15 protein-coding genes are annotated in these 21,893 nt (G+C 52.9%); 6 read left to right on the forward strand and 9 right to left on the reverse strand.

The annotated features are described in order from the left end of the window. Window positions 1-11: 11 nt before the first annotated feature. Genes CPA50_RS13805 through CPA50_RS13820 form a run of 4 tightly spaced genes read right to left on the reverse strand, consistent with a single transcriptional unit; the run spans window position 12 to window position 4,751 of the window. The gene (locus CPA50_RS13805; protein ID WP_096783124.1) at window positions 12-1,742 is read right to left on the reverse strand and encodes a sugar phosphorylase; all 1,731 of its coding nucleotides are present in this window, start codon (window positions 1,740-1,742) and stop codon (window positions 12-14) included. Further along, window positions 1,739-2,962, reverse strand: coding sequence for a glycosyl transferase (locus CPA50_RS13810; RefSeq protein WP_096783125.1), 1,224 nt, complete (start codon window positions 2,960-2,962; stop codon window positions 1,739-1,741). The genes CPA50_RS13805 and CPA50_RS13810 overlap by 4 nt, the downstream gene beginning before the upstream one ends. A gap of 20 nt (window positions 2,963-2,982) precedes the next feature. Then, window positions 2,983-3,798, reverse strand: a complete 816-nt coding sequence (locus CPA50_RS13815) for an HAD-IIB family hydrolase (protein ID WP_096783126.1) — start codon at window positions 3,796-3,798, stop codon at window positions 2,983-2,985. An 11-nt stretch (window positions 3,799-3,809) separates the two neighbouring features. Further along, window positions 3,810-4,751 carry a hypothetical protein gene (locus tag CPA50_RS13820; RefSeq protein ID WP_096783127.1) on the reverse strand — a complete coding sequence of 314 codons (942 nt, stop codon included), beginning with the start codon at window positions 4,749-4,751 and terminating at the stop codon, window positions 3,810-3,812. A gap of 77 nt (window positions 4,752-4,828) precedes the next feature. Between CPA50_RS13820 and CPA50_RS13825 the strand changes: the two genes are divergently transcribed. From CPA50_RS13825 to CPA50_RS13835, 3 genes are all read left to right on the forward strand, one after another. Further along, entirely contained in the window at window positions 4,829-6,283 is a 1,455-nt protein-coding gene (locus tag CPA50_RS13825; RefSeq protein ID WP_096783128.1) for a protein adenylyltransferase SelO, read from the forward strand. A gap of 207 nt (window positions 6,284-6,490) precedes the next feature. Next, window positions 6,491-7,123 (forward strand): hypothetical protein, encoded by a 633-nt coding sequence (locus tag CPA50_RS13830; RefSeq protein ID WP_179397234.1) that lies wholly within the window; start codon window positions 6,491-6,493, stop codon window positions 7,121-7,123. Window positions 7,124-7,143: 20 nt separating this feature from the next. Beyond that, a complete protein-coding gene (locus tag CPA50_RS13835; RefSeq protein ID WP_096783130.1) occupies window positions 7,144-7,719 on the forward strand; it encodes a hypothetical protein in 576 nt (191 codons plus the stop codon). A gap of 523 nt (window positions 7,720-8,242) precedes the next feature. Here the strand turns inward: CPA50_RS13835 and CPA50_RS13845 are convergent. Continuing rightward, the gene (locus tag CPA50_RS13845; protein WP_096783132.1) at window positions 8,243-9,757 is read right to left on the reverse strand and encodes a fumarate hydratase; all 1,515 of its coding nucleotides are present in this window, start codon (window positions 9,755-9,757) and stop codon (window positions 8,243-8,245) included. A 184-nt stretch (window positions 9,758-9,941) separates the two neighbouring features. On the opposite strand from CPA50_RS13845, the gene CPA50_RS13850 reads away from it, so the two are divergent. Both CPA50_RS13850 and CPA50_RS13855 read left to right on the forward strand, forming a co-directional pair. Further along, complete coding sequence (locus CPA50_RS13850; RefSeq protein ID WP_096783133.1) at window positions 9,942-10,715, forward strand: enoyl-CoA hydratase; 774 nt, start codon at window positions 9,942-9,944, stop codon at window positions 10,713-10,715. A gap of 360 nt (window positions 10,716-11,075) precedes the next feature. Next, entirely contained in the window at window positions 11,076-13,955 is a 2,880-nt protein-coding gene (locus tag CPA50_RS13855; RefSeq protein WP_096783134.1) for a hypothetical protein, read from the forward strand. Window positions 13,956-14,012: 57 nt separating this feature from the next. Here CPA50_RS13855 and CPA50_RS13860 read toward each other — a convergent pair whose 3' ends face one another. Both CPA50_RS13860 and CPA50_RS13865 read right to left on the reverse strand, forming a co-directional pair. Continuing rightward, entirely contained in the window at window positions 14,013-16,676 is a 2,664-nt protein-coding gene (locus tag CPA50_RS13860; protein ID WP_096783135.1) for a penicillin acylase family protein, read from the reverse strand. A gap of 123 nt (window positions 16,677-16,799) precedes the next feature. Continuing rightward, the gene (locus CPA50_RS13865; protein ID WP_096783136.1) at window positions 16,800-17,906 is read right to left on the reverse strand and encodes a CaiB/BaiF CoA transferase family protein; all 1,107 of its coding nucleotides are present in this window, start codon (window positions 17,904-17,906) and stop codon (window positions 16,800-16,802) included. A 186-nt stretch (window positions 17,907-18,092) separates the two neighbouring features. On the opposite strand from CPA50_RS13865, the gene CPA50_RS13870 reads away from it, so the two are divergent. Next, window positions 18,093-19,118 (forward strand): AraC family transcriptional regulator, encoded by a 1,026-nt coding sequence (locus CPA50_RS13870; RefSeq protein ID WP_096783137.1) that lies wholly within the window; start codon window positions 18,093-18,095, stop codon window positions 19,116-19,118. Here the strand turns inward: CPA50_RS13870 and CPA50_RS13875 are convergent. Then, window positions 19,115-19,993: a hypothetical protein gene (locus CPA50_RS13875; RefSeq protein ID WP_227519659.1), complete on the reverse strand. Its 879-nt coding sequence runs from the start codon at window positions 19,991-19,993 to the stop codon at window positions 19,115-19,117. The genes CPA50_RS13870 and CPA50_RS13875 overlap by 4 nt on opposite strands. Window positions 19,994-19,998: 5 nt before the next feature. Next, on the reverse strand, window positions 19,999-21,384 hold the full coding sequence (locus tag CPA50_RS13880; protein WP_179397235.1) for a DNA recombination protein RmuC: 1,386 nt from the start codon (window positions 21,382-21,384) through the stop codon (window positions 19,999-20,001). Window positions 21,385-21,893 lie beyond the last annotated feature (509 nt).

A 21,893-nucleotide genomic window follows, 5' to 3' on the forward strand; every position in this document is an offset into this window, starting at 1 on the left:
GGCATTCTGCCCTACTCCCGATTGGACAGCCAGACACTCTGATAAGGCTTCAGGGTGATAGAGCCGGAAAGGTCGTCGATAGTTGTACCGGCGATAAGATCAAGCCAGTGATCCGTACCTATCAGGTTGATGTCACTCAATGCCACCTGCTGTACCTCGTCACTTATGTTATGAATACAGAAAATGGACTGGTCCCGGCGCATACTCTGGCGCCAGAAGCCGAACAGCTTTAGCCCCAGATGCAAGGTGAACTGGGTCGCATTGGGATGAAAAGCTGGCTGTCTGCGGCGAATCGTAATCAGGCGCTTCAATTCCTGGTAGGCTTTGCTGTGATGGCTCAACGGGTTTTTAAGCTCATCTTCCAGATCCGCAAGTTGCCACTGGCTCCGATTGATAGAGCGCAGGCGGCCAGTATGTTCCACTCGCTCAACATCGTTCTCCGTCGCCAGCAGACTGTGTATGTAAAAAGCGGGTATGCCTTCCAGCGCAAGCATTACTGTGTGCGCACAGATAAACCGCTGCAACTGCCAATGATCCGCTCCGTTTCCGGCTGTGCCCTTCAGGGCATCATAAAGAGCGATATTTATCTCATAGGCTTGGTCCCGGCCATCTGATGTACGCCTGAAGGACACTTTACCGCCGAACGACTCCATGGTGTTGACCAGTCGCTGCTTTTCCTCTTCAGACAAAAGCCCATCTGTGGGCCGCATACCAACCCCATCGTGGGACGCTATAAAGTTCAGATAGGTGGTTCCCATCTGTGCCGGCGGCATGCTCATGAGCCAGGTTTTCAGATGCCTGCAGTCACCCGTAACCAGCGTATTGATCAGAAGAGGCGGCAGAGAGAAGTTGTAGATTACGTGAGCTTCGTTAGCGTTGCCGAAATACGTGAGATTCTCGCGGTTAGGCACATTGGTTTCGGTAATGATGACAGCATCCGGGCTGTGGTGCTCTATCAGCAGGCGCAGGACTTTGATCAGTTCATGGGTCTGTTGCAGGTGGATACTCGGGGTCCCGGGCTCTTTCCACAGGAACGCTACGGCGTCGAGCCGGAAGATAACAACGCCTCGTTCGAGGTAATAACGGACAATGGCAGCGAACTCGATCAACACCTGAGGGTTGGCAAAGTTAAGGTCAACCTGGTCTTCGCTGAAGGTACACCATACATAGCGCTCGCCATCGTCCGTCTGGACAGGTGTAAGCAATGGTGACGTGCGCGGCCTGACTACCGCGCTCAAGTCGTCCCTGGGATTTCCCTCAAAGAAGTAGTCCTTGCCGGGATCAATCCGTTTTTTGAAATTCTCAAACCAGCGGCTGCGCGCTGACATATGGTTGATCACCAGATCAGCCATAAGTTTGAAGTCCCGTGCGATGGCTTCGACATCGTCCCAGTTTCCGTGAGACTCATTAACCGCAAGATAGTCCATCACCGAGAAGCCGTCATCGGAACTGTAAGGAAAGAAAGGCAGTATATGGACAGCAGAAATACTCTCGGAAAGACAATGATTCAGAAACTGGTGCAGTGTTGCCAACGGCTTCTCACCCGCTTGCTGAACCGTATCCGCATAGGTGATCAGCACGATGTCGGACTCAGACCAGTGGTTCTGATGTGCCGGCGGCGGGGGCTGATCCGCCTGCAGCCCCATGGTTGTCAGAAGCTGCCCGGCAAGGAAGTGACAATCCAGCGCCGGATAGACAGTTTCAAGCATACTGACCAGTTTAGCCCTCAGAACCTGGCTCATGGCCGGAATTCCTTATTGTCCAGATCCACAGCCTCCAGCAATTGCTCCTTGATATCCGGAATCGCACTGGTTACCCGGTTCCAGCTTGGAATGAAGGGCGTATCCATCGGGTTCTCAAGGAAATGTGCGCCCGCGCTCATCACATTCTGGGCAAACAGCTCAACAGCCTTTTCTTCCTTATGGCGATCAAACCCAAGGCCATTGATGATGGCATCATTCTGGTAGGTCTCCACAAAATCCAGAGCAATACGGAAATAGGTAGCCTTGATGGTCCGGAATTTCTCGCTAGAGAATATCTCACCGTTCGTGGCCAGTTTCCTGAACAGCGCCTTGGAAATATCCACACTCATCTTGGACAGTCCCTGATTGGCATCCTCCTGTGAGAGCTCCTGATGTTTGTGATCATATACATCAGCAATGTCCACCTGGCATAGCCTGTTGGTGGCATAGTTCCGTTTCATTTCCGAGAGCACGCCAATTTCCAGCCCCCAGTCACTGGGAATGCGAAGATCATTAATCACATCCGTGCGAAAAGAAAACTCTCCAGCCAGGGGATAGCGGTAACTGTCCAGGTAATCCAGAAAATCGCTCGGGCCACATACCTTTTTCAGAGCGCGAATCAGAGGGGTCACCAGAAGGCGACTGACACGCCCGTTCATCTTCCCGTCTGCCACCCGGGCGTAGTAACCCTTGCAGAACATATAGTTGAAACCCGGGTTGGCCACCGGATAAATCAGGCGGGCCACCAGGTCTCGTGAATAGGTGAGGATGTCACAATCGTGCAGAGCAACCGATTCGCTTACTCCAGAGGCCAATACATAGCCGAAGCAGTACCATACGTTGCGCCCCTTACCCATTTCCGTAGGCGCCAGGTTCTGCTCTTGAAGTTTCTGATCAATGGCTCTGAGGCGCGGCCCATCGTTCCAGAGAACTTTGAAGTTCTGGGGAAGTTCAGAGAAATATTCCAGCGCATGGCGGTACTGCTCTTCACTGGCCCGGTCCAGACCGATAATGATTTCGTCCAGATAAGGCACTTTCGTGAGTTCATGCACGATATTCTTTAACGCAGGCCCTTCCAGTTCGGAATACAACGACGGCAACACGAGAGACATCGGCCGGGACTTGCGAAAGGTCATCAACTCGGCCTCCAGATCCTCTACAGGCCGGCGAACAAGATTATGCAGTGTGGTAACAATGCCATTCTGGTAAAAGTCGCCCATGGCGATTCTCCTTTGTTGTACTAATACCCATACTCAAACAGGAGATTGAGTACACACTCATTCCAGCCTTCCGGGCCAGGTTTGAGAGAGCGCATAGCGTGCTTCTCTGAGGGTAACTGCACCTCACTGCTGTTAACTCCACGAATAACAACGGGGATATCTGCCTCCTCCAGCATTTGCTGATCATTGGGGCTGTCTCCCAGGGCAATAGCCGTCACCCGCTCGTCACCATAGAGCTCCTGATATCGCTCCCGATATTTGTTCTGCAAAAAGCGGGCCCCATCGGCCTTATCAAAAATACCCATGGCGTGATAGAACCGACCGCCTTTCACAAGTCGCAGGTTGTCAGCACTCAGTGCGGCCTCAAAACGCAGACGCTCATCGTCGGTTCCCTCCCACAAAAGCGGCTCGGTTCCCAGTCGTTGCCGGGCCCGTGCGGCCGAGGCAGTATCCAGCCCGGAGAATTCCGCCAGTTCCTCATCAGACATATCCGAAAAGCCCCTAAAACGGGCACCATTCGCTCTCTGCGCTGCCAGTACCCCGAGAACTTCAGCCCGGGATGCCCCAAAATGTACAATCAGCTCACTCTCATTTCCGAAAGTACCTACCGGAATAACCACAGCCGCACTGTTCTCTACTATAAAAGGATCCGTATTTCCCAGCTGCTGGCGTAATATCCGGACTTCCGCGGCAGTTTTGCTGGTGTTAAGGATCAGAGGGATACCGGCCTCCGCAACCCGCTTCAATGCCGGTACCGCCTGCTGCCAACCATAGTTTTCATGGTTAAGCAGGGTTCCATCCAGATCAGAAAATATGAGCAGCCGCGTTCTGGCCATGGAAGATTCCTTTATGTTCTTGTACGGAAGCAGGGACGGCCAAGAGAGTGGTCTGCCGAGACCCGAATCAGTGCATCCGCCCGGCCCGGGAGGTCCTTAAGACAGGACCGGGTAACCCGCTCGTAATGCATGACGAAACGGATGACCTCCTGATCACTCATAATGCGCAGATTCCGTGCAGCCGGGTCCGGATGGCACTCATTTGGTGCGTCATCCGTTTTTTCCGCCAGCTTGTGCTCCTGCAGCGTACGCCATTCCAGAACCCGCGACATCGACGGCGCCTCGAGCATGATAAGGCTGTCCAGTCCCCCGAAAAAATTCTGATATGTGCTCCTGAGGCATTGGTTTACATAACTTCGCCAGGTGCCTGATGGATCTTCCTCCGCCTCCAGCGTGTTGAGCGGGGCGGCAAGAGCGCTATCGTCTTCAGGCAAAGCACCAAGACACCAGCCTTCAATAAGAATAACCTCTGCGGGTCCTTCAAAAACCGGCCATTCGCTCTCAGGCACGCGGTCATCATGAGACTTGTCGAACGCAGGGATAGGGGTCTGATCCCCAGGTCCTGCGTGACGGAGTTGATCAATTATGCGTTCCCCAAGCTCTACATCGTGGGTTCCTGGCACGCCGCGGGTCTTAAACAACGGGTGTATTTTCTCAGCGAGCACCTGTCTCTCAGCTCTGGTAAGGTAGATATCATCCAGCGAAAAACTCGCGGTCTGGCAGTGCCAGTGATCGCACAACAGCTTCGTAAGGAACAGCGCCAGGGTTGATTTACCGGTACCCTGAGCGCCATGAACGCCCACAACAACGGTTCTGCCTTTCACCTTCCTCAAAGAAACAATATGTTCTATAAGGGGCAGGATAGTCTGTTCTACGGTAGCAGCGTAGTTGTGAGGAAGCCCTTCTCGCTCGATCAGGGCATCGATAGTTGGTTTAAGCTCACGGTCAGACACGTTAAAGTTCCCGTCATTGATGAATCGGTTAATCAAGTATTCAGCAGAATTCGTACCACACTGGAGTATAGGTGCATATGAGCAACAAGGGTTTTCGCATAGAGCATCGCTACCTGGAACTCCCGGACAGTTTCTACACTCGTGTAAAACCCACTCCGCTCAAAGGTGCCAAAATAGCCTGTTTTAACCACGAACTGGCTGAAAAAATGGGTTTCCATGTCAGCAATGAAGCCGACTGGGCCGGAATTGGCGGGGGTACCGAGCTACTTGAAGGCATGGACCCGGTTGCCATGAAATACACTGGCCACCAGTTCGGAATGTACAACCCGGAGCTGGGTGATGGCCGGGGGCTTCTTTTGTGGGAAACCGTCGGCCCCGATGGCCGCCGCTGGGACTGGCACCTGAAAGGTGCAGGCATGACACCCTACTCCCGCTTCGGGGATGGCCGGGCGGTTCTGCGCTCAACTATTCGGGAGTATCTCTGCAGCGAGGCCATGAACGGTCTGGGCATTCCAACCACCCGGGCCCTGTTTATGGTCAGTGCCCGGGACCCGGTACGCAGGGAATCCATTGAAACCGCAGCGGCTCTGGTGCGCGTCGCTCAGAGCCATATCCGCTTTGGCCACTTTGAATTTGCAGCACACCATGAAGGCCCGGAAGCGGTCAAAACTCTATTGGAGCATGTTATCGCGCTCCACTTTCCTCATCTGATCAAGCTTGCAGAGGAAGAACGTTACGCCCGGTGGTTTGAAGAAGTGGTGGAGCGCACTGCCCGGCTTATTGCCGACTGGCAGGCGGTAGGATTCTGCCATGGCGTTATGAACAGCGACAACATGTCCATCGTCGGGGATACCTTCGACTACGGGCCTTTCGCATTTCTGGACGACTTTGATGCCGGGTACATCTGCAATCACACTGACCAGGGAGGGCGGTACGCCTATAACCGCCAGCCTCAGGTGGGCTTTGCAAACTGCCAGTATCTTGCCAATGCTCTGCTGCCGGTGATGGATGAAAACACCATTCGCAACAGTCTGCAGCGCTACGAATCCGCCTACAACGAGCGTTTTTTACAGAACATGCGGGACAAACTGGGCCTGGCGCAGGAAGACGAAGGCGATCTGGGCCTGATTATGGACACCTTCAGCATGCTCAACGAACAACATACCGACTACACCGCTTTTTTCCGGGCGCTGTCGAACCTGTACGCCCAGGGCCATGCGCCCGTGCGGGATCTGTTTGTGAACCGTGAAATTGCTGATGAGTGGCTCACACGCTATGAGGAGCGACTGGAAAAAGAAACCCGCGCCCACGATGAGCGTGAGTACGGGATGCGACAGGTTAATCCAAAATACATCCTGCGGAACTATCTGGCACAAAAAGTAATTCTGGAAGCACAGAATGGCGATTTCGAACCCATGAAGGAGCTGATTAAAGTTCTGGAGCGGCCGTATGACGAGCAACCAGACTTTGAAAAATACGCAAAGCTGCCGCCAGATTGGGGCAAGCATTTAAACATTAGCTGTTCAAGTTAAGGCTCTGAAGCCAAAGCTCCAACATTAGCTCTAGCACGAACGCTTCCCCGGCTCTTGCAATTTGGGTTTTGGCGTTTTTGAGTGATCTGCGAATACAGCGGCAACATAGACTGATAGCAGATACCTCAAACCGATTAATGAAACTGAGGTTGAAATAGATGGAGGGTCAAGATATTGTTCGTCCACCACATGGATGAAAGCTATACGATGGAAGGATCCATTTTGTGCATATTCCCCTCCCAGCTCTCTAGTCTCATTTTTGTCTTTCTGTCGCTTACTCTTTTAGGGGGTAAAACTCTGGCTCGCCCCCAACTCGAGGGTTCTCTATCAGAAACGACATATACAAGCCCGTCTGGACGTTTGAACTGCACACTGGCGGGAATCCCAATAGATTCGTCAGCTTTTTTTATCGATGACAGCTTCACTTCTGAGTTTGAGGGGGTCAGTTTTGGCTACCAGTCTGGCGAATCTTACTTAGTGTGGATAGTCAGACTGCAGAAGGAAGGAAGGAAAGATGTAAGCCCGGCAACACTCGATGGGTTTCCGGTGAGTTCAAATGGATATATTCCCTATTTTTATAGCGGGCTACCATATGAAATAAGCGAACTCAGTCAAAAGGCTTTGAGTGACCCGGGAGGCTCGACCGGGTTACTGAAGGTTCAATTTGGCAGCGCCCGACAAGTACATGGGTATTGGGTTAGACCTATTGAAGGTTGGTTGCAGAGTGTTCAGTTTTTACCTGGGCTAACGTCAATGCCTAACGGCATTTTGGATGAGGGCGAAGTCAGATTGGGTTTAAATAGAATGGTGAAGCAATGTGGCTTCACTTTAGGAAAATAGCCAACAAGGAAGTGAGTACAATGACTAATTTTATCGAAATGATCCCTTACGAAACGCCAGAGCGTATGAGCGAAGCAGCTTTTAAGCTTGCGAACATAATAGGTATATCGAAGGCTCTTATCCCTAGAGATACCGACTATAACCGCGTTGTGGCGTCATTAGCTGGCATTATACTGTATCGGCATCTAGACGGAAGCCGTCGCAGAGAAGTCATGGAAATGGTGCATAGCTTTAGCACCAGTCACCGAGCTTTCTGTGGTCAGATGGAAGGTAAAATAGCGAATATACTCGTACAGGCAAGATGGGAAAAGTGGTCGCTCACCAACAGAGAACTTGAAGAAATCGTTGAGGCTCATAGAAAGTTTGGGAGGTTGTCCAGCGTTGTCGGGGCCAACCCAGGGGCCTACGGTGTTGGTGCGGCAACGTGGAGTATTATCAAGCATGGCGCGTCTACCGGAGGCATTGTCGGTTTTGCAGTATCCGTTATCTTGGTAGGTGTTGGTGAGGCTTCTTATCAGCAAGGCGAGAGCGCGAGTGCAGAGCTACAAAGCCGACACAAAGCGATTCCGGCAAACCGGAATTCCCTGATCAACTGATATCGTATGCTTCACTCCAGACAAGTCGAATATTATTTTCGGATGGTCGAAGTATGACGTATAAGAGCATTCTGATTAGTTCTTTAGTGTGTCTCATTTGTGCGCTAGGCCTGTCTGCCGCAGGTCTAGCCGTAAATCTATGGCTGGGTTTTGAGCGAAATCTGGCTGGCAACCTGGGGGCTGCGATAATTACTGCTTTGCTGCTCTGCCATTGGAGAGGTTGGTCTCTGGCCGGAAATACTTGGCTAGTGTTGTACTTTTCGATCTTATGCGGCATTGCAGGGGTACTATTCTTAATGCTGCTTGCGGGCTTGTCGCCGTTTTGGACCTATTCCTTCGATTCGCTATCATCAGGCGAGATTGTGCTGGCCTTTATGGTAAATGCTGCGGCCTTCACCGGCACTACCAAGCTCGCTTTCAGACAGGGCAGCGCAACGTAGCGCCCTCCCGCTATTCTTTACATAGATACCGCGGAGAATAAGCGTTGCATCCTATTCTCCGCGGTATCCAAAAAATCAACAGCTCAAACCGCCTTCGCAGCGATAATCTTCTCCTGCCACTCCACCGGACCTGTTTGGTGAACTGACGTGCCTTTGGAGTCCACCGCCACGGTCACCGGCATATCTTCCACGTCAAACTCGTAAATGGCTTCCATTCCCAGTTCCGGGAATGCAACCACCTCCGCATGTTTGATAGCTTTGGATACCAGATAAGCAGAGCCTCCTACAGCCATCAGATAAACCGCTCCAAACTCTTTGATAGCGTCGATTGCAATCTGACCACGCTCCGCCTTACCGATCATTCCGGTGAGGCCGGTTTTTTCCAGCATGGTATGGGTGAATTTGTCCATACGCGTTGCCGTAGTGGGGCCGGCAGGGCCAACGACTTCTTCACGGACCGGATCAACCGGGCCAACGTAGTAAATGAAGCGGCCTTTGAGATCCACCGGAAGCTCTTCGCCGTTATTGATCATATCAACCATTTTCTTGTGCGCGGCATCGCGACCGGTCAGCATCTTTCCGGACAGCAGAACCGTCTCACCTGGCTGCCAGTCCTTCACGTCTTCCGGCGTAACCGTATCCAGATTTACACGACGCACACCCTCACCCACTTCCCAGGTGATTTCCGGCCAGTCTTCCAGGCTCGGCGGCGTTTGAAGAGACGGGCCAGTGCCGTCCAGCGTAAAGTGCGCATGGCGGGTAGCGGCACAGTTGGGAATAATCGCAACCGGCTTGTTCGCAGCGTGAGTAGGGTAATCCTTTACTTTCACATCCAGAACAGTTGTCAGGCCACCCAGGCCCTGAGCGCCAATACCAAGATCATTGACCTTGTCAAAAAGTTCAAGGCGCAACTCCTCGGCCCGATTAGATGCGCCACGGGCCTGCAGATCGTGGATATCAATCGGATCCAGCAGAGATTCCTTCGCCATCTCCATGGCTTTCTCGGCAGTCCCGCCGATGCCAATACCCAGCATACCGGGCGGGCACCAGCCAGCACCCATCTGTGGAACCATTTTCAGAACCCAGTCCACAACAGAGTCAGACGGATTCAGCATGGCAAATTTGGATTTGGCTTCAGAGCCGCCACCTTTTGCCGCCACATGTACTTCAACTGTGTCACCCGGCACGATCTTGTAATGAATGATCGCCGGCGTGTTGTCTCCGGTGTTCTGGCGCTTGCCGTCCGGGTCAGCCAGAATCGACGCGCGTAGCACGTTGTCCGGATTAGTGTATGCGCGACGCACACCTTCATTGATTACGTCGTCCAGCGGCATATCACAATCCCACTGAACGTTCATGCCGACATTTACGAATACGGTAACAATACCCGTATCCTGGCAAAGCGGCCGGTGGCCCTGGGCACACATGCGCGAGTTAATCAGAATCTGCGCCATGGCATCCTTGGCCGCCTGCGATTCTTCCTTCTGGTAGGCCTCGTGAACAGCCTGGATAAAATCTTTGGGATGATAGTAAGAAATGAACTGCAGCGCGTCGGCTACACTTTCAATCAGGTCATCCTGGCGAATTACGGTGGTCATAGGCGCCTCATCAGGTTGGTCTAGTTATGATCGTATCGTCAAAAAACAGGTGGCACAGTTTACCAGAAAATCGAAAGAGCGAGGGGTAGACAGAAGGAGAAGCTTTTCTTAACAAACTCCGAGAAAAAGGTATCATCCTAACTAAAGAATAAAACAACATCAGTAAAGTGCTTCAGGAGAAACCGTGACCGACCTTGTTCTTACCGAAATCAGCAATCAGGTTCTGACCGTTCGCATCAACCGGCCTGAGCGCAAAAACGCCCTCACCCACGCGATGTACACCGCGCTGGGAGATGCAATTGAACAAGCCAGTGAAGATACCGGCATTCGTTGCGTTCTGTTTTGCGGCAGTGAAGACTGTTTTACCGCAGGCAACGATCTGGGTGATTTTGCCAGCGGCCTGAAAGGCACCTTTGCAGAAACACCCGTGGGGCGCTTTCTCTTTCTTCTGGCAAACACACAAAAGCCGGTGGTCGTAGCGGTAAACGGGCCAGCGGTCGGCATTGGCACCACTATGCTTCTGCACTGCGACATGGTTTTCGCTGGCAGCAATGCCCGCTTCCAGATGCCATTTGCCAGCCTGGGCCTGTGTCCCGAGGGTGGCTCCAGCCTGCTGCTTCCTTCATGGATTGGCCGGGTGCGTGCAGCAGAACTCCTGATGCTGGGCGGGGCATTCAGTGCAGACGACGCCTATCGCCTGGGGCTGATTAACCGCGTATGCGATCCCTCAGACACTGAAGCAGCCGCGCTTGATGCCTGCCAGAAACTCGCAGGTCAGCCGCCAGCGGCCATCCGGGCGACCAAAAAACTTCTGAGCCACCCCGTTCACGAACAGCTTACCGCAACGATGCTGGCCGAAGGCGAGCTGTTTGCGGAACGCCTGAAATCACCGGAAGCAGCCGAAGCTTTCAGCGCCTTCATGCAAAAGCGCAAACCGGATTTTTCAGATTTCAAATAACTCAGTCGCCCGCCTGCACGCCCGTTCTGGCGGGCGATTGATACAAATTGTAAAAACAGCAACATATCACCACCCACAGCTCGACAAACAAACACCAGCCAACTATTTTTCATGCAGGCAAAGCTCCCTTTTGTATGAGCTGTGCAAGGAGGATTCAAATAGCAAGAATCACACTTTTGGCTGATCAACACTGGCTATAGTGACGCTATAGTCACAGATACGGAAATTGGCTTGAAGCGCTGACTATAATTTCAGACAACCGTTTATGCAGAACAGGCCTCTGACATCGGGCTTACCGGATCAGACCGGCCCCGTTAGTTGCCGAACATAACGATACAACAACAGGAAAAGGTTCCACCCATGTTCAAGAAAACTCTAATAAGTCTTGCCGTGGCGTCTTCCCTTGGGCTAACAGGCTGCCTCAGTGGCGGTGACGAGGGGGCGAATGCTAATCCGGATTATCCAATCAGTAACCCCGATATTGACGGGAAAACCTGGCCCGTTTTTAATCCGGTTACCAGTGAACTACCTCTTCCCAACGACCTGATATTCAAGTCTGATGATCCGACTACAGCCATCATTGAGGCTGATGGATCCTTCAGCGTTGCAGACACCTCACCTCCAGTAACCAGCGCGCTCAACAGGCTCAGCGGTGCATCGACAGTTGCTCCGGCCGTTGTACGCCTGAACGGACAGATTGATCCCGATTCTGTGGATTCCCGTCCATTCATCATCATGACAACAGAATCCGGCCCGGTACCGGCCCCCAACCCGAACCAGAACGTGTTCCTGATTGAACTGGAATACGCCAGTGGCGATCCGGTCCAGGGTCTTGGCATGGGTGAACCACCGACAATCCCGCTGGCAATAACAGCACAGGTTGCGGCAGGGGCTCTGCCCCAGGATCTTGACGGCCGGAACCAGCCTGAAGCTGGCGCTTACCTGGCAGGCCTGGCACAGAACCCGACCTACACACATGAAGTTGTAGAACTGGATGGTACTTCGGCAATCCGGATTCACCCCACGGTTCCTCTTGATCCCAAGAAGCGTTATCTGGTTGTCGTAACCAAGGAAGTAAAGGATATTAATGGCGACCCGATTATCGCCTCACCGACCTATAGCAACCTGACCGATGAAACCCAGCCGCTGGGCACCGCTTCACTGGCTGCTGTCCGCACAATTATCAATAGCTTCTGGGAAAACGTCGCAGGCAGCTATTTCGGAGTAAACAATACAACGCGTCCAACGCCGCTGACTGTTGACGATATTGCACTGTCATACAGCTTTACCACCTCAAATGACGAGGAAGTGCTGAAGTACATTGCCGACCCGACCAGTTACTTCCGGGATACTGTTGCCGGTGCCGCCCGGGTAGCGGGTGTAAAAGCTGCCCTCGCAGGTGGTGAAACAGCATTCCCGGCACTGGCTGCAGCAGCAGGCGCAGCAGAAGCCGGCGCAAATCCGGATGCCATTGCAAATGCTCTCAATGCAGGGCTGGGCTCTCTGTTACCGAACCCCGACGACCGCAGTTCCAGCGCTTCTTTTGGTGCCCCTCAGGACGTCACCCTGGTATCGGCAATCACGAGTCAGTTTGTTGATTTTGGCGATGTGAATATCGTGCAGGGCACAATTGATCTGCCCTATTACCTGGGTGTTCCTACAGGCCAGACTGAAGCCGAAGGTGCTGTAATCAATTCCAGTGACTTCACCGCAGATCTGGTTGCAGCGTCAAATATTGGAGACCAGCTTGGTGTTCAGCTGGCTCAGTCAGACGCCTCGGTCAGCGACGTTGTTAACTATCGCTTCCCCTTCCCTAAAGCAACCAACAGCGCTCAGACTGTACCGATCATTATTCTGTACCCGGCAAGCTATGATGGCTCGACACCTCTTGAAACCGTCATTTACCAACACGGCATCACAACCGACCGCAGTGCAGCCCTGACCTTCGGCAGCGCTCTGGCAAAAAATTCCAACGTTGCTGTCGTTGCAATTGACCTGCCACTGCATGGTGTAGCGCCTTTCTCACAAACCGACCAGGAAGCTCTGGCAGGCACGCTCCTGGAAGCTGCTGGCCAAACCAACGATGCAGCTACTCGTGAAGCCGTAATTAATGGCTCCTTCAAGGTAGGAGCATTACTCCAGATCCAGACAGCACTGGACGCCGCAAACCCCGGTGGCGCACCAAACCTTGGCATTTCAGACCCTACAGACCCGGCGCAGATCCAAAATGCTATCAATACGGTTCTGAGTGGTGCGCTGGATGCTCTTGCGCCAACTGCAAAACCATCTCTTGCCGGAGCAATCGGGCTTGAGAATGCTGTAGCCAATGCTGGCTCCACCGTTCCGGGTCTTGCGCAAACCGGAAATGAGCGTCACTTTAATTTCACAGCCGGAGCAGCAAATCAACCGGTACCCATGACGGCCACCACTGGTGATTCCGGTAGCCTGTTCATCAACCTGACCAACTTCACCAACTCCCGTGACAAGATCCGTCAGGGAGTTCTCGATCTGCTGAACCTGCGCGAATCTCTCGGGTCCCTGGACTTCGATGGCACCGCTGGCCCTGACCTTGATCCAACTCAGGTTTACTTCACTGGTCACTCACTTGGCACCATTGTCGGAGCGCCCTTCGTTGCCGTCGCAAACAGCTCTTCTGAATCTGAGGACGATATCGTTGCCGCGCAATTGCTGACTCCGGGCGCAGGCATTGTTCGCATGCTGGAGAACTCACCAGCGTTTGCTCCATCTATTCTGGGCGGACTGCAAGCTGCTGCCGGGTTAGAGCAAGGCGATGCGAATCTGGAAACATTCTTCAATGTCTTCCAGGCCGCTCTGGACTCTGTAGACCCGATCAATTTTGCTGATGATCTGTCTGCATCCAAAGTCGTGTTGTCGCAGGTAAATGGTGATCTGGTAATACCAAATGATCCGCTGGCCAACCCACTTGGTGAGGCATTCGAAGCCTACCTTTCTGGCACTGAGGCTTTCGCCAGGGTGCTGAATGCGACCGCAGTAACGGGCGACGGCGTTCCTGTACCAGTGAGTAATGCAACAATCACCCGCTATCTTGGCGGAACCCACAGCACACCGGTCCTACCTCAAGGCGGGCCTCTGGACGTGCGGGTCTTTACAGAAATGGTGTCTGAAACTGCCAGTGTTATCTCGACAAAAGGCACAGTAGTTGTTCCCAATGTCGCGGGCTCTGATCCGGATATCACTGAAGTCGTACAACAAGACTAAGCAACCAGCAGAACGAAAAAGGGACGGCAAATGCCGTCCCTTTTTTATTTGCACGAATCAGTTCGAAATAGTCACTTCCCCCTGAGGAAGGAGATTTGCGTCAATATCTCCTTCCCTGAAGATAAAGGGCCGGAAGTTCTTCTCCGAGTATCTCAAGCTCTGGTCATTGAAGAATGCCGACTCAAAATCGGTTGATTGGGAGTAACTTACCAGGCCATAGGCCTCCGGGCCATTATCGGTAAACTCCAGACCAAAGTGCCAACTGGTACCGCGAGCCATTCGCCAGCCTTCGCCACTGGTCGCAGACAACCCTGCTGTGCCGTCAATAGTGCCGGGAGCAACGCGAGGGAAGCGCGTATCCTCAAAAAACGAATCGGACACCACACCTATAGCATTAAATGCACCATCAACGGATCCATCGCCACCGTGCCAGGGAAAGGAAGCACCAAGGTCCGTTGGCATTCCACCACTCAGACTTCCTCCCGCCAATCCCGGCAGCGCACCACCAGAGGGCTGATAATACTGGACCGTTCCGAGGGGTACGTCATAGGCAATGTTGACCTGATCAAGTGCGTTCAGCCCAACTGCAAGCGCCTGAAGCATAACGTCATTGGCGGTTCCAGCATTCGCAGCTGAAGGGGTCGATGGTGTTCCTACAGGGTCTTCAGGATCAAAAGCGACCGTCAAATCCGAGCCAAAGCTCTGTCTGTAGTTTGCGATGAAGACCCGATAAACATGAGCGCCCACACTATCCACGTTGTACAGGCCATCCCAGGATTGCAGAACATTACAAGCCTGATCTACCGTCCGCGATCCACCTTCCGGCAGATTGACGGGCGCGGATCCTATCGCAGCACATCTGTCCCGAAGCTCCGGCAGGAACTGGTCGGCGTACCAGGCGCGGTTATTATAGATAACATTGATGAGGTCCAGGGCTCCGAACTTTCCATCCTGTCCGGCAGGAAGTGGAGCTGTAGGTGAAACCGTGCCCGGTGACATTGGATTTTTCAGCATGGAGATACCGAGCCGGGTGCGAGGCCCCAACGGCGACTCCTCAGGCCCGAACATCGGAGAATACCCTGTCAGAAATTGATCCGGATTGGTGGACCAGTAACTGTCGTTGGAGTTCTGAACCCAATCCGATCTCAACAGCTTCGGCTTATCTTCGTATGGAACCAGGCCAGCACACTCACCCTCTACCCAGTCATCCCGTGAAGTATCGCCATCCAGCAACGTCAAACCGGCTTCAAAAAGCTGATTGTAGGCCGGGCTGGCCTGACGTTTGAACTGAACGACTGCAAGCGTCGCATCGGAAAGGTTCGGAACAGAACTGCTGTCGATATAGAAAGCATTACCCTGATCGTCAGCATAGGTCGAGTTGGTCCAGAGAGTAGACCCACAGTTCCTGAAAACATCCTGAAATTCCGAAAGCGTAGACGCCCGGCTCATTTGCAGCCAGGTATCCATGAGCTTCATAGTACTGGCATTGGCATCACGATAGGTGTAAGCCTTGCCCTCGTTGCCCCATGCCGGCAAGCCACCGTTGGTCAGGGCGCTGGCAGAAACCATCGGACCATACTCGGAATAGTAAAATGTCTTCTCCAGGACTACCGGGGTTGGTGAGCCATCAAATACCTCAATCTGGAAGGTTTCCGATGTAATTGGCTTTTCCTTTCCATCTTTAATGTAAACAAGATCGTCCCCCTCCTTGAGGGTCAACTCATAAAGAGTGAACCGACGACTCGTTGTAACCGTGTGGGACCAGCCAAGATTCTCATTGAAATTTATCAGAGGAACCGCAGTTCCAAGAAGACCTGCTCCCATGGCATTAAGGTATCCAGGCACCGTCATCTGAACCTGATACAGCCTGCGATGCCCGGTATATGGGAAGTGAGGATTTGCCAGCAGCGCGCCCTTGCCGTTTTCTGTCATATCGCGCCCAACACCCCAGGCATTACTGGCCAGCCCCGTATCCTGAAAGTCTTCAATCTCGCCGGCATTAGCTCGTGCATTGAGAGCAATCTGCCTGACAAAAGCATCCGGCTCGTCGTCAGTAGCTCCAATCACCGGCACAGGATTAGCTTCCTCTCCCGGAGGCACCGCCACGAACAGCGCCCCTGTGGCGAATAGTGCGCCGCTGGCGTACTGACCAACGATCCGATAGTGAGCTAAAAGGTCAACTGGCGATATCTCTTTAACCCAGGGCTGATTTCTGCACTCAGCCGGCAGATCTGCGGGATCCGTCTCCGACACATACTTGTTGTACCCAGCCGAAAACCCCTCGATAAGCGCTCTGGATTCATCACTCAACGCAGGAAACTCGGTTTCAGCCCCGCTCAATATTTTCTGAGCCTTAAAGCTGAAATCGTTGATGACGTTAATGTCGCCAGGCCCCGGCCCAAAGTACCTGGCACGCTCGCTCCGCGCCTTGACAATTGCTTCAGCCAAAAGACAAACGTTATCCTGCGCTTGCGCATAGCCGTGTCCGAATGCCGCCGATTTCAGGTTATCGGCTTTGATATGAGGTACTCCTCCTTCGGTTCTCCTGATGGTTGCTTCCAGCTTGCCATTCGCAGGAAACAGGTTGGCATCAAGCTCAGGTTGAGACGCCCCTGATGAGGAGCTACTGCCATCAAAGCAGCCTGTAAGCACAGTACTGCCCAATAGCACGAGCGCTGCGCCGCGCACTGTTCGCGCTGCCCGGTTATTCCAGCTTTTCATAGTGTTACCCTTATAATTATTGACTACAGGATTCGCCGTCATCGGCGACACTATTAAAGCTAGCAGAAGGTCACGAAAACTGAATTCATATTCAGATTATTTCGCGAAAATCATACTTTATAGCTACTTTCCGTCCAGCGGCTGCCCAATCCTTGTCGTTGCAGCTGGTGTTTTCTCGAATTTGATCGGAAACCCTATCTGTCTCTGCAGTGTGCCATCACCCCGATCGACTCCTATTACCATATCCCGCGCTTTCAACTGTGGGTGTTCCGCTGCTTCATCGATAGTCAGAACCGGCTCCACACAAGCATCTGCATCCGCAAAGACAGCCTTCCACTGTTCCAGTGTTTTCTGCTGTATCTTTTCACTGAGCGCGGCCTTGAATGCTTTCTGATGTTCCGGCTTCTGGCTGAGCACCAGACTTTTCATATCGGCCAACCCGAGGATGTCGCACAACCTTGCAGAGAACTGAGGCTCCAGACTTCCTACAGACAACCAGCGGCTATCCCGGGTCTGATAATAATCATAGAACGACCCACCATTCAGCAGGCTGGTTTCCGGCTTCTGTTCCTGACCACCAGCAAGGCAGGCAGCGCCGGCCATACCGTTAAGTGCGAACGCAGCGTCGGTCATGCTGATATCAACAAACTGACCTTCCCCGGTTTGCTGCCGATGGATAACAGCAGCAAGTATCCCCATCACGGCATGGTGGGACCCACCCGCTACGTCGGCAATCTGGATACCCATAGGTGGCGGACCGCTTTGCACCCGGCCGCAGTGGCTGCCAACACCAGCAACGGAGAGATAGTTGATATCATGCCCGGCCCGGTCTTTGTATGGACCGGTCTGGCCGTAACCTGTAATGGCGCAATAGATAAGCTTTGGATTAATTGCTTTCAGGGTTTCATAACCAATACCAAGGCGATCCATCACCCCGGGGCGAAACTGCTCGATCACAATGTCGTAATCCCTGACCAGCTCCAGAACCTTTTCCCTGCTACTTTCATTTTTCAGGTTGAGCGCAAGAGATTGCTTGCCCCGGTTGAGAAACCCATGAGCTGTACTCACTCCCCCATCATAAGGTGGCATTACCCGAACAAGGTCTACCCGGTCCGGCGCCTCAATTCTCAATACCTCTGCGCCCATGTCGGCCAATAACATGGTGGCGTATGGCCCGGGCAACAGCGTGCTGAAGTCCAGAACTTTCATCGAGGTTAAAGGACCCGCCATAGTGTTCTCCTTTTTATAATGTGTTGTTCTGATTGTCTTTGCACAGATCTCCATGCTGCACGGTTTTGCGATTGACGCCAACTGCCTGTTACGCCATTACAATTAGCCGATTCTTCCAGTGCCGTCGGTTGCATTGTGGCTTGGGGGTTTTATGATAGGGCTCGTTTTTATGAAATGGCGAGTTAGATGTCTGATCTGACAGTTTCACGGCACTTTGTGCATGCAGCCCTTGCTGGCGCAGAGCATCTGGGGTTTGACACGGGTGAAATGCTCCGTGAAGCGGGTATATCCCCCGATCTTCTGCGCATCGAGATGGCAAGGGTTAACAGCGACCAGTTCAGCTCTTTATTGCAGATCGCCTGGAGCCGCATGGATGATGAATTTCTGGGCATGGGGCCACGGCGCGCCCGGGCGGGCACATTTGCAACCATGTGTGCGTTGGTCATTGACTGCCCTACGCTAGAAGCAGTGTATCGGCGCGCATACCGGTTTTCCCGCCTGTTTGATCCTGTAGCTGCCATGAGACTGGAAGTTGATGACCATAAGGCGCGGCTGGTTACTCAGATTGAAGGCAACATCCACGACCCACACTACTTTCTGCGGGAAAGCATTCTGGTGATCTGGCACCGGCTTGGCTGTTGGCTCATCGGCCAGCCAGTGGAGCTTGAAAAAGCGGAGTTCGACTACCCCCGGCCAGCCCACGGCGACGAGTATCGCCACATTTTCCATTGCCCACTGGAATTCGAGTCCGGCGGCACAGCTCTTACCTTCGACAAACGCTTTCTGTCGGCTCCGGTTATTCGGGACAAGCCGGAAATGCTTCAGTTTCTGAAAACATCGCCAGCAGATCTCCTGTCCCGTCCGGACGAGAGCAATACCTTTACCGGGCGGATCCGGGGTCTCATGGGGCGGGATTTTTCAAAACCGCTGCCTGACTTTGAATGGATTGCGACGGAACTGCACACCAGCCCGCAGACACTGCGCAGGCGACTCAAACAGGAAAACACGTCGTTCCAGGAAATCAAGGATTTGCTGCGCAGGGATATGGCGATTTACTACCTGAGCCGACAGGAACTCTCTATTAACGACATCGCAGAAAAAGTCGGGTTCACAGAACCTTCGACCTTTCACCGGGCTTTCAAGAAGTGGACAGGGGTTACCCCGGGTGCCTACCGTGAAGGCGAACGGGGTAACCTGGAGATCAACCGCTAGGAGTCTGAGGGGGCCTGCAGGTTGCGGATAAGTTTACCCAGAGTCTGGGCTATCTCCTCCACCTGGCTTCGGTTTAGCGAAAGCTGGATCAGGCGGGAGCCGTCTCTTGGGTCGTATATCCAGCAAGTCGCCACCGCCGGCTCACATCCCCACTCAACTTGAGGATTTACACCAAAAACCGGAATCTGCAGGGTTTTTCGCGTAACACTGCCCGGACTTCCACGGCGGATTTCCTGAATGGAGATAACGTTATCACCGCTGCTCAGACGATACTCCACATCTGCTGGCCGGTCCAGGCGCACCACAGCCTGATCCTGCCGCCACCCGGCAACGCCCAATAAACTGTTGAGATGCAGTACAAGCGCTTCATTGTCTGAGTCTGCAAGATACAGCTTGCGCAGAGATGCTGTTCGCTGATCACTTGCTGGCTCAATCACAGCGATTTTGGTGTCATTGCCAACCTGCGTCACCAAAGCTTTTTCTTTCCTTTCGCGCTCAATTCCTGTGATAAGTTTCAGAGCACTCTGGTAATGACTGCCTTCAGTTCCCGCCTTGGTCACATAGGCTTCAAGCGCAGCCTGGGCTTCATTGAGATGAGAAGACTGCAACATCACCCTGCCACGGTAATAATTGTAGTCGTCTGGTTTTTCCGCATCCAGAAGCTGCAGACGGTTAAGGTATTCACTGGCCTCGCCCCAGTTTTCGGCAGCTACCGACTCCTCGATCGCGAGCATCAGCCTGCGAGCTTCATGCTCCGGTGCCAGCGCGGCAGCCTGCCCTGCCAGCAAAGCCGAAGCAACTACCACTACTCTGGCCAACTGCCGGCCTTTTATCCTCAAGGCCGGTAAACGGCTATACCCAAACGCTACTGCCATGGTACTTACTCCTGCTGGTTATCTTCACCAGTTGCCTGTTCTTCCGCATCCACCTCTGCCTGATCCATAATGGCTTTCGGCAGCTCCTTTTTTACCCTCACGCCAAGCTCCACAAACCGATTGGCCTGTGAAATCAGATTACCCCGCCCTCTGGTCAACGTACTCATGGCTGAGTCGTACGTCACCTGTGCAGTATGGAGTTGTCCGCCAAGGCGTTCCATGGCTTCTACAAACACTCTGAGTTTGTCATAAACTGCGCCGGCGCGCTCGGCTATCAAACGCGCGTTCTGGCTCTGGCGTTCATACCTCCAGATATTTTCAATCGTCCGCAGGGTCGCCAGCAATGTGGTTGGTGTTACTACAATAATCTTTCGCTCAAAGGCTTCTGCGAAGAGGTTCTCGTCCTGCTGAAAAGCCGCCACGAATGCCGGCTCTATTGGCATAAACAGAAAGACAAAGTCGGGCGAGTGCAGACCATCAAGCTGGCTGTAGTCTTTCTCACTGAGTGTACGGATATGATTTCGAACCGCTTCAACATGCTTTTTCAGCGCATTCTCACGGGCTTCGTCATCTTCTTCAACCACCCATTTCTGATAATCCAGCAAGGATACTTTGGAGTCGATCACCAGATTTCGATTGTCAGGAAGATGAACAACCACATCCGGCCTCAATAACTGTTTTTCAGCGTCCCGGTAGCTGCCCTGGGTTTCATACTCGATACCCTTCCGCAGCCCGGATTTTTCCAGAACCCGTTCAAGGATCAGTTCGCCCCAGTTACCCTGAATTTTTTTATCGCCTTTCAGAGCCCGGGTCAGGTTAGCTGCCTCTTCAGTAATCTGCCGGTTAAGATCCTGAAGTGATTTTATCTCGCTGCGAAGAGCCTGCCTGTCCCTGGTTTCCGAGGTGTATACGTCGTCTACCCTTTTGCGGAAATCCTGCAACTGATCCCGAAAGGGGTTGAGCAAGGCATCGAGACTGGTACGAGTCTGCTGGGTAAAGTGTTCACTCTTTTGCTCAAAAATCCGATTGGCAAGATTCTCAAACTCCTGCTTCAGAGCATCCCGGTTGCGCTCCAGCAGCGTAAGTTTCTCAGAAGCAAAGCGCCGCTCTTCTTTCAGCATAACCTGCTGCTCTCTCAACACTGCCCGGGCTTCAGTCAGCTCCGTAGAAAGCTCATCAATCTCCAGCCGCTGGCTTTCACGCTCTTTCGTAAGTTCTTCGATCTGACGGCTGCAAACAGCCAGATCAGCGTGCAGGCCAGCAGCCCGGCTTTCAGCCCTGGCTTTCACCAGAAACACGACAAAAATAATTGCGATGAAAAACAGCAGAGTCACAAATACCGCCATCAACCCCGGCTGGGATACTATAAATTCGCTGACGGCCTCAGGCACAGAGAAAGACTCCTATGAATTTTCGTATTTATCCGGATTAACGTGAGCTTACACGCATATTGCATTCTATCGGAACCTCGCTGCCTTTTCTCCGGCATGCTTGGCGCCAGAGCACTATCTCACCGTCTGAATCACGACTGTTTGGCAATTTTGTAATGCGGTTCAATCCGCCTATGGACGCGCAACGTAATATCCATTACAAGGTTCGTCGTCATCCGCGATAGTCGGCATTACGTTTTCTTAACCGCTTTTGGGCGAACGCAAGACCATATGCGCTCTGACAGGGTGCCGGGGGACAAATCACGTTCTATCCCCTTAACCAACTGTAAAGCATATGCACAGGTCGACTGTTGTATACTTTGGCTCCGGATATTCTCCGCAATACACTTTCAAACCGTCATGCTCTGTATTTCCCGAGTGTGGCCGGTAACCGGCTCAGGGGTTTTTCATGTGTTCTAAACGATTGCGAGCTGGTCTGCCAACGTTCTCCGTTTTCATTCTGGCAGGCA

Source organism: Marinobacter sp. ANT_B65, assembly GCF_002407605.1.
In the GTDB taxonomy this organism is placed as follows: domain Bacteria; phylum Pseudomonadota; class Gammaproteobacteria; order Pseudomonadales; family Oleiphilaceae; genus Marinobacter.

Excerpts from the sequence above, each read along its gene's own strand:
- CPA50_RS13855 (WP_096783134.1), top strand. The coding sequence starts at position 11,076 with ATGTTCAAGAAAACTCTAATAAGTCTTGCCGTGGCGTCTTCCCTTGGG.
- CPA50_RS13860 (WP_096783135.1), bottom strand. The coding sequence starts at position 16,676 with ATGAAAAGCTGGAATAACCGGGCAGCGCGAACAGTGCGCGGCGCAGCG.
- CPA50_RS13865 (WP_096783136.1), bottom strand. The coding sequence starts at position 17,906 with ATGGCGGGTCCTTTAACCTCGATGAAAGTTCTGGACTTCAGCACGCTG.
- CPA50_RS13870 (WP_096783137.1), top strand. The coding sequence starts at position 18,093 with ATGTCTGATCTGACAGTTTCACGGCACTTTGTGCATGCAGCCCTTGCT.
- CPA50_RS13825 (WP_096783128.1), top strand. The coding sequence starts at position 4,829 with ATGAGCAACAAGGGTTTTCGCATAGAGCATCGCTACCTGGAACTCCCG.
- CPA50_RS13815 (WP_096783126.1), bottom strand. The coding sequence starts at position 3,798 with ATGGCCAGAACGCGGCTGCTCATATTTTCTGATCTGGATGGAACCCTG.
- CPA50_RS13805 (WP_096783124.1), bottom strand. The coding sequence starts at position 1,742 with ATGAGCCAGGTTCTGAGGGCTAAACTGGTCAGTATGCTTGAAACTGTC.
- CPA50_RS13845 (WP_096783132.1), bottom strand. The coding sequence starts at position 9,757 with ATGACCACCGTAATTCGCCAGGATGACCTGATTGAAAGTGTAGCCGAC.
- CPA50_RS13830 (WP_179397234.1), top strand. The coding sequence starts at position 6,491 with ATGGAAGGATCCATTTTGTGCATATTCCCCTCCCAGCTCTCTAGTCTC.
- CPA50_RS13810 (WP_096783125.1), bottom strand. The coding sequence starts at position 2,962 with ATGGGCGACTTTTACCAGAATGGCATTGTTACCACACTGCATAATCTT.
- CPA50_RS13875 (WP_227519659.1), bottom strand. The coding sequence starts at position 19,993 with ATGGCAGTAGCGTTTGGGTATAGCCGTTTACCGGCCTTGAGGATAAAA.
- CPA50_RS13835 (WP_096783130.1), top strand. The coding sequence starts at position 7,144 with ATGACTAATTTTATCGAAATGATCCCTTACGAAACGCCAGAGCGTATG.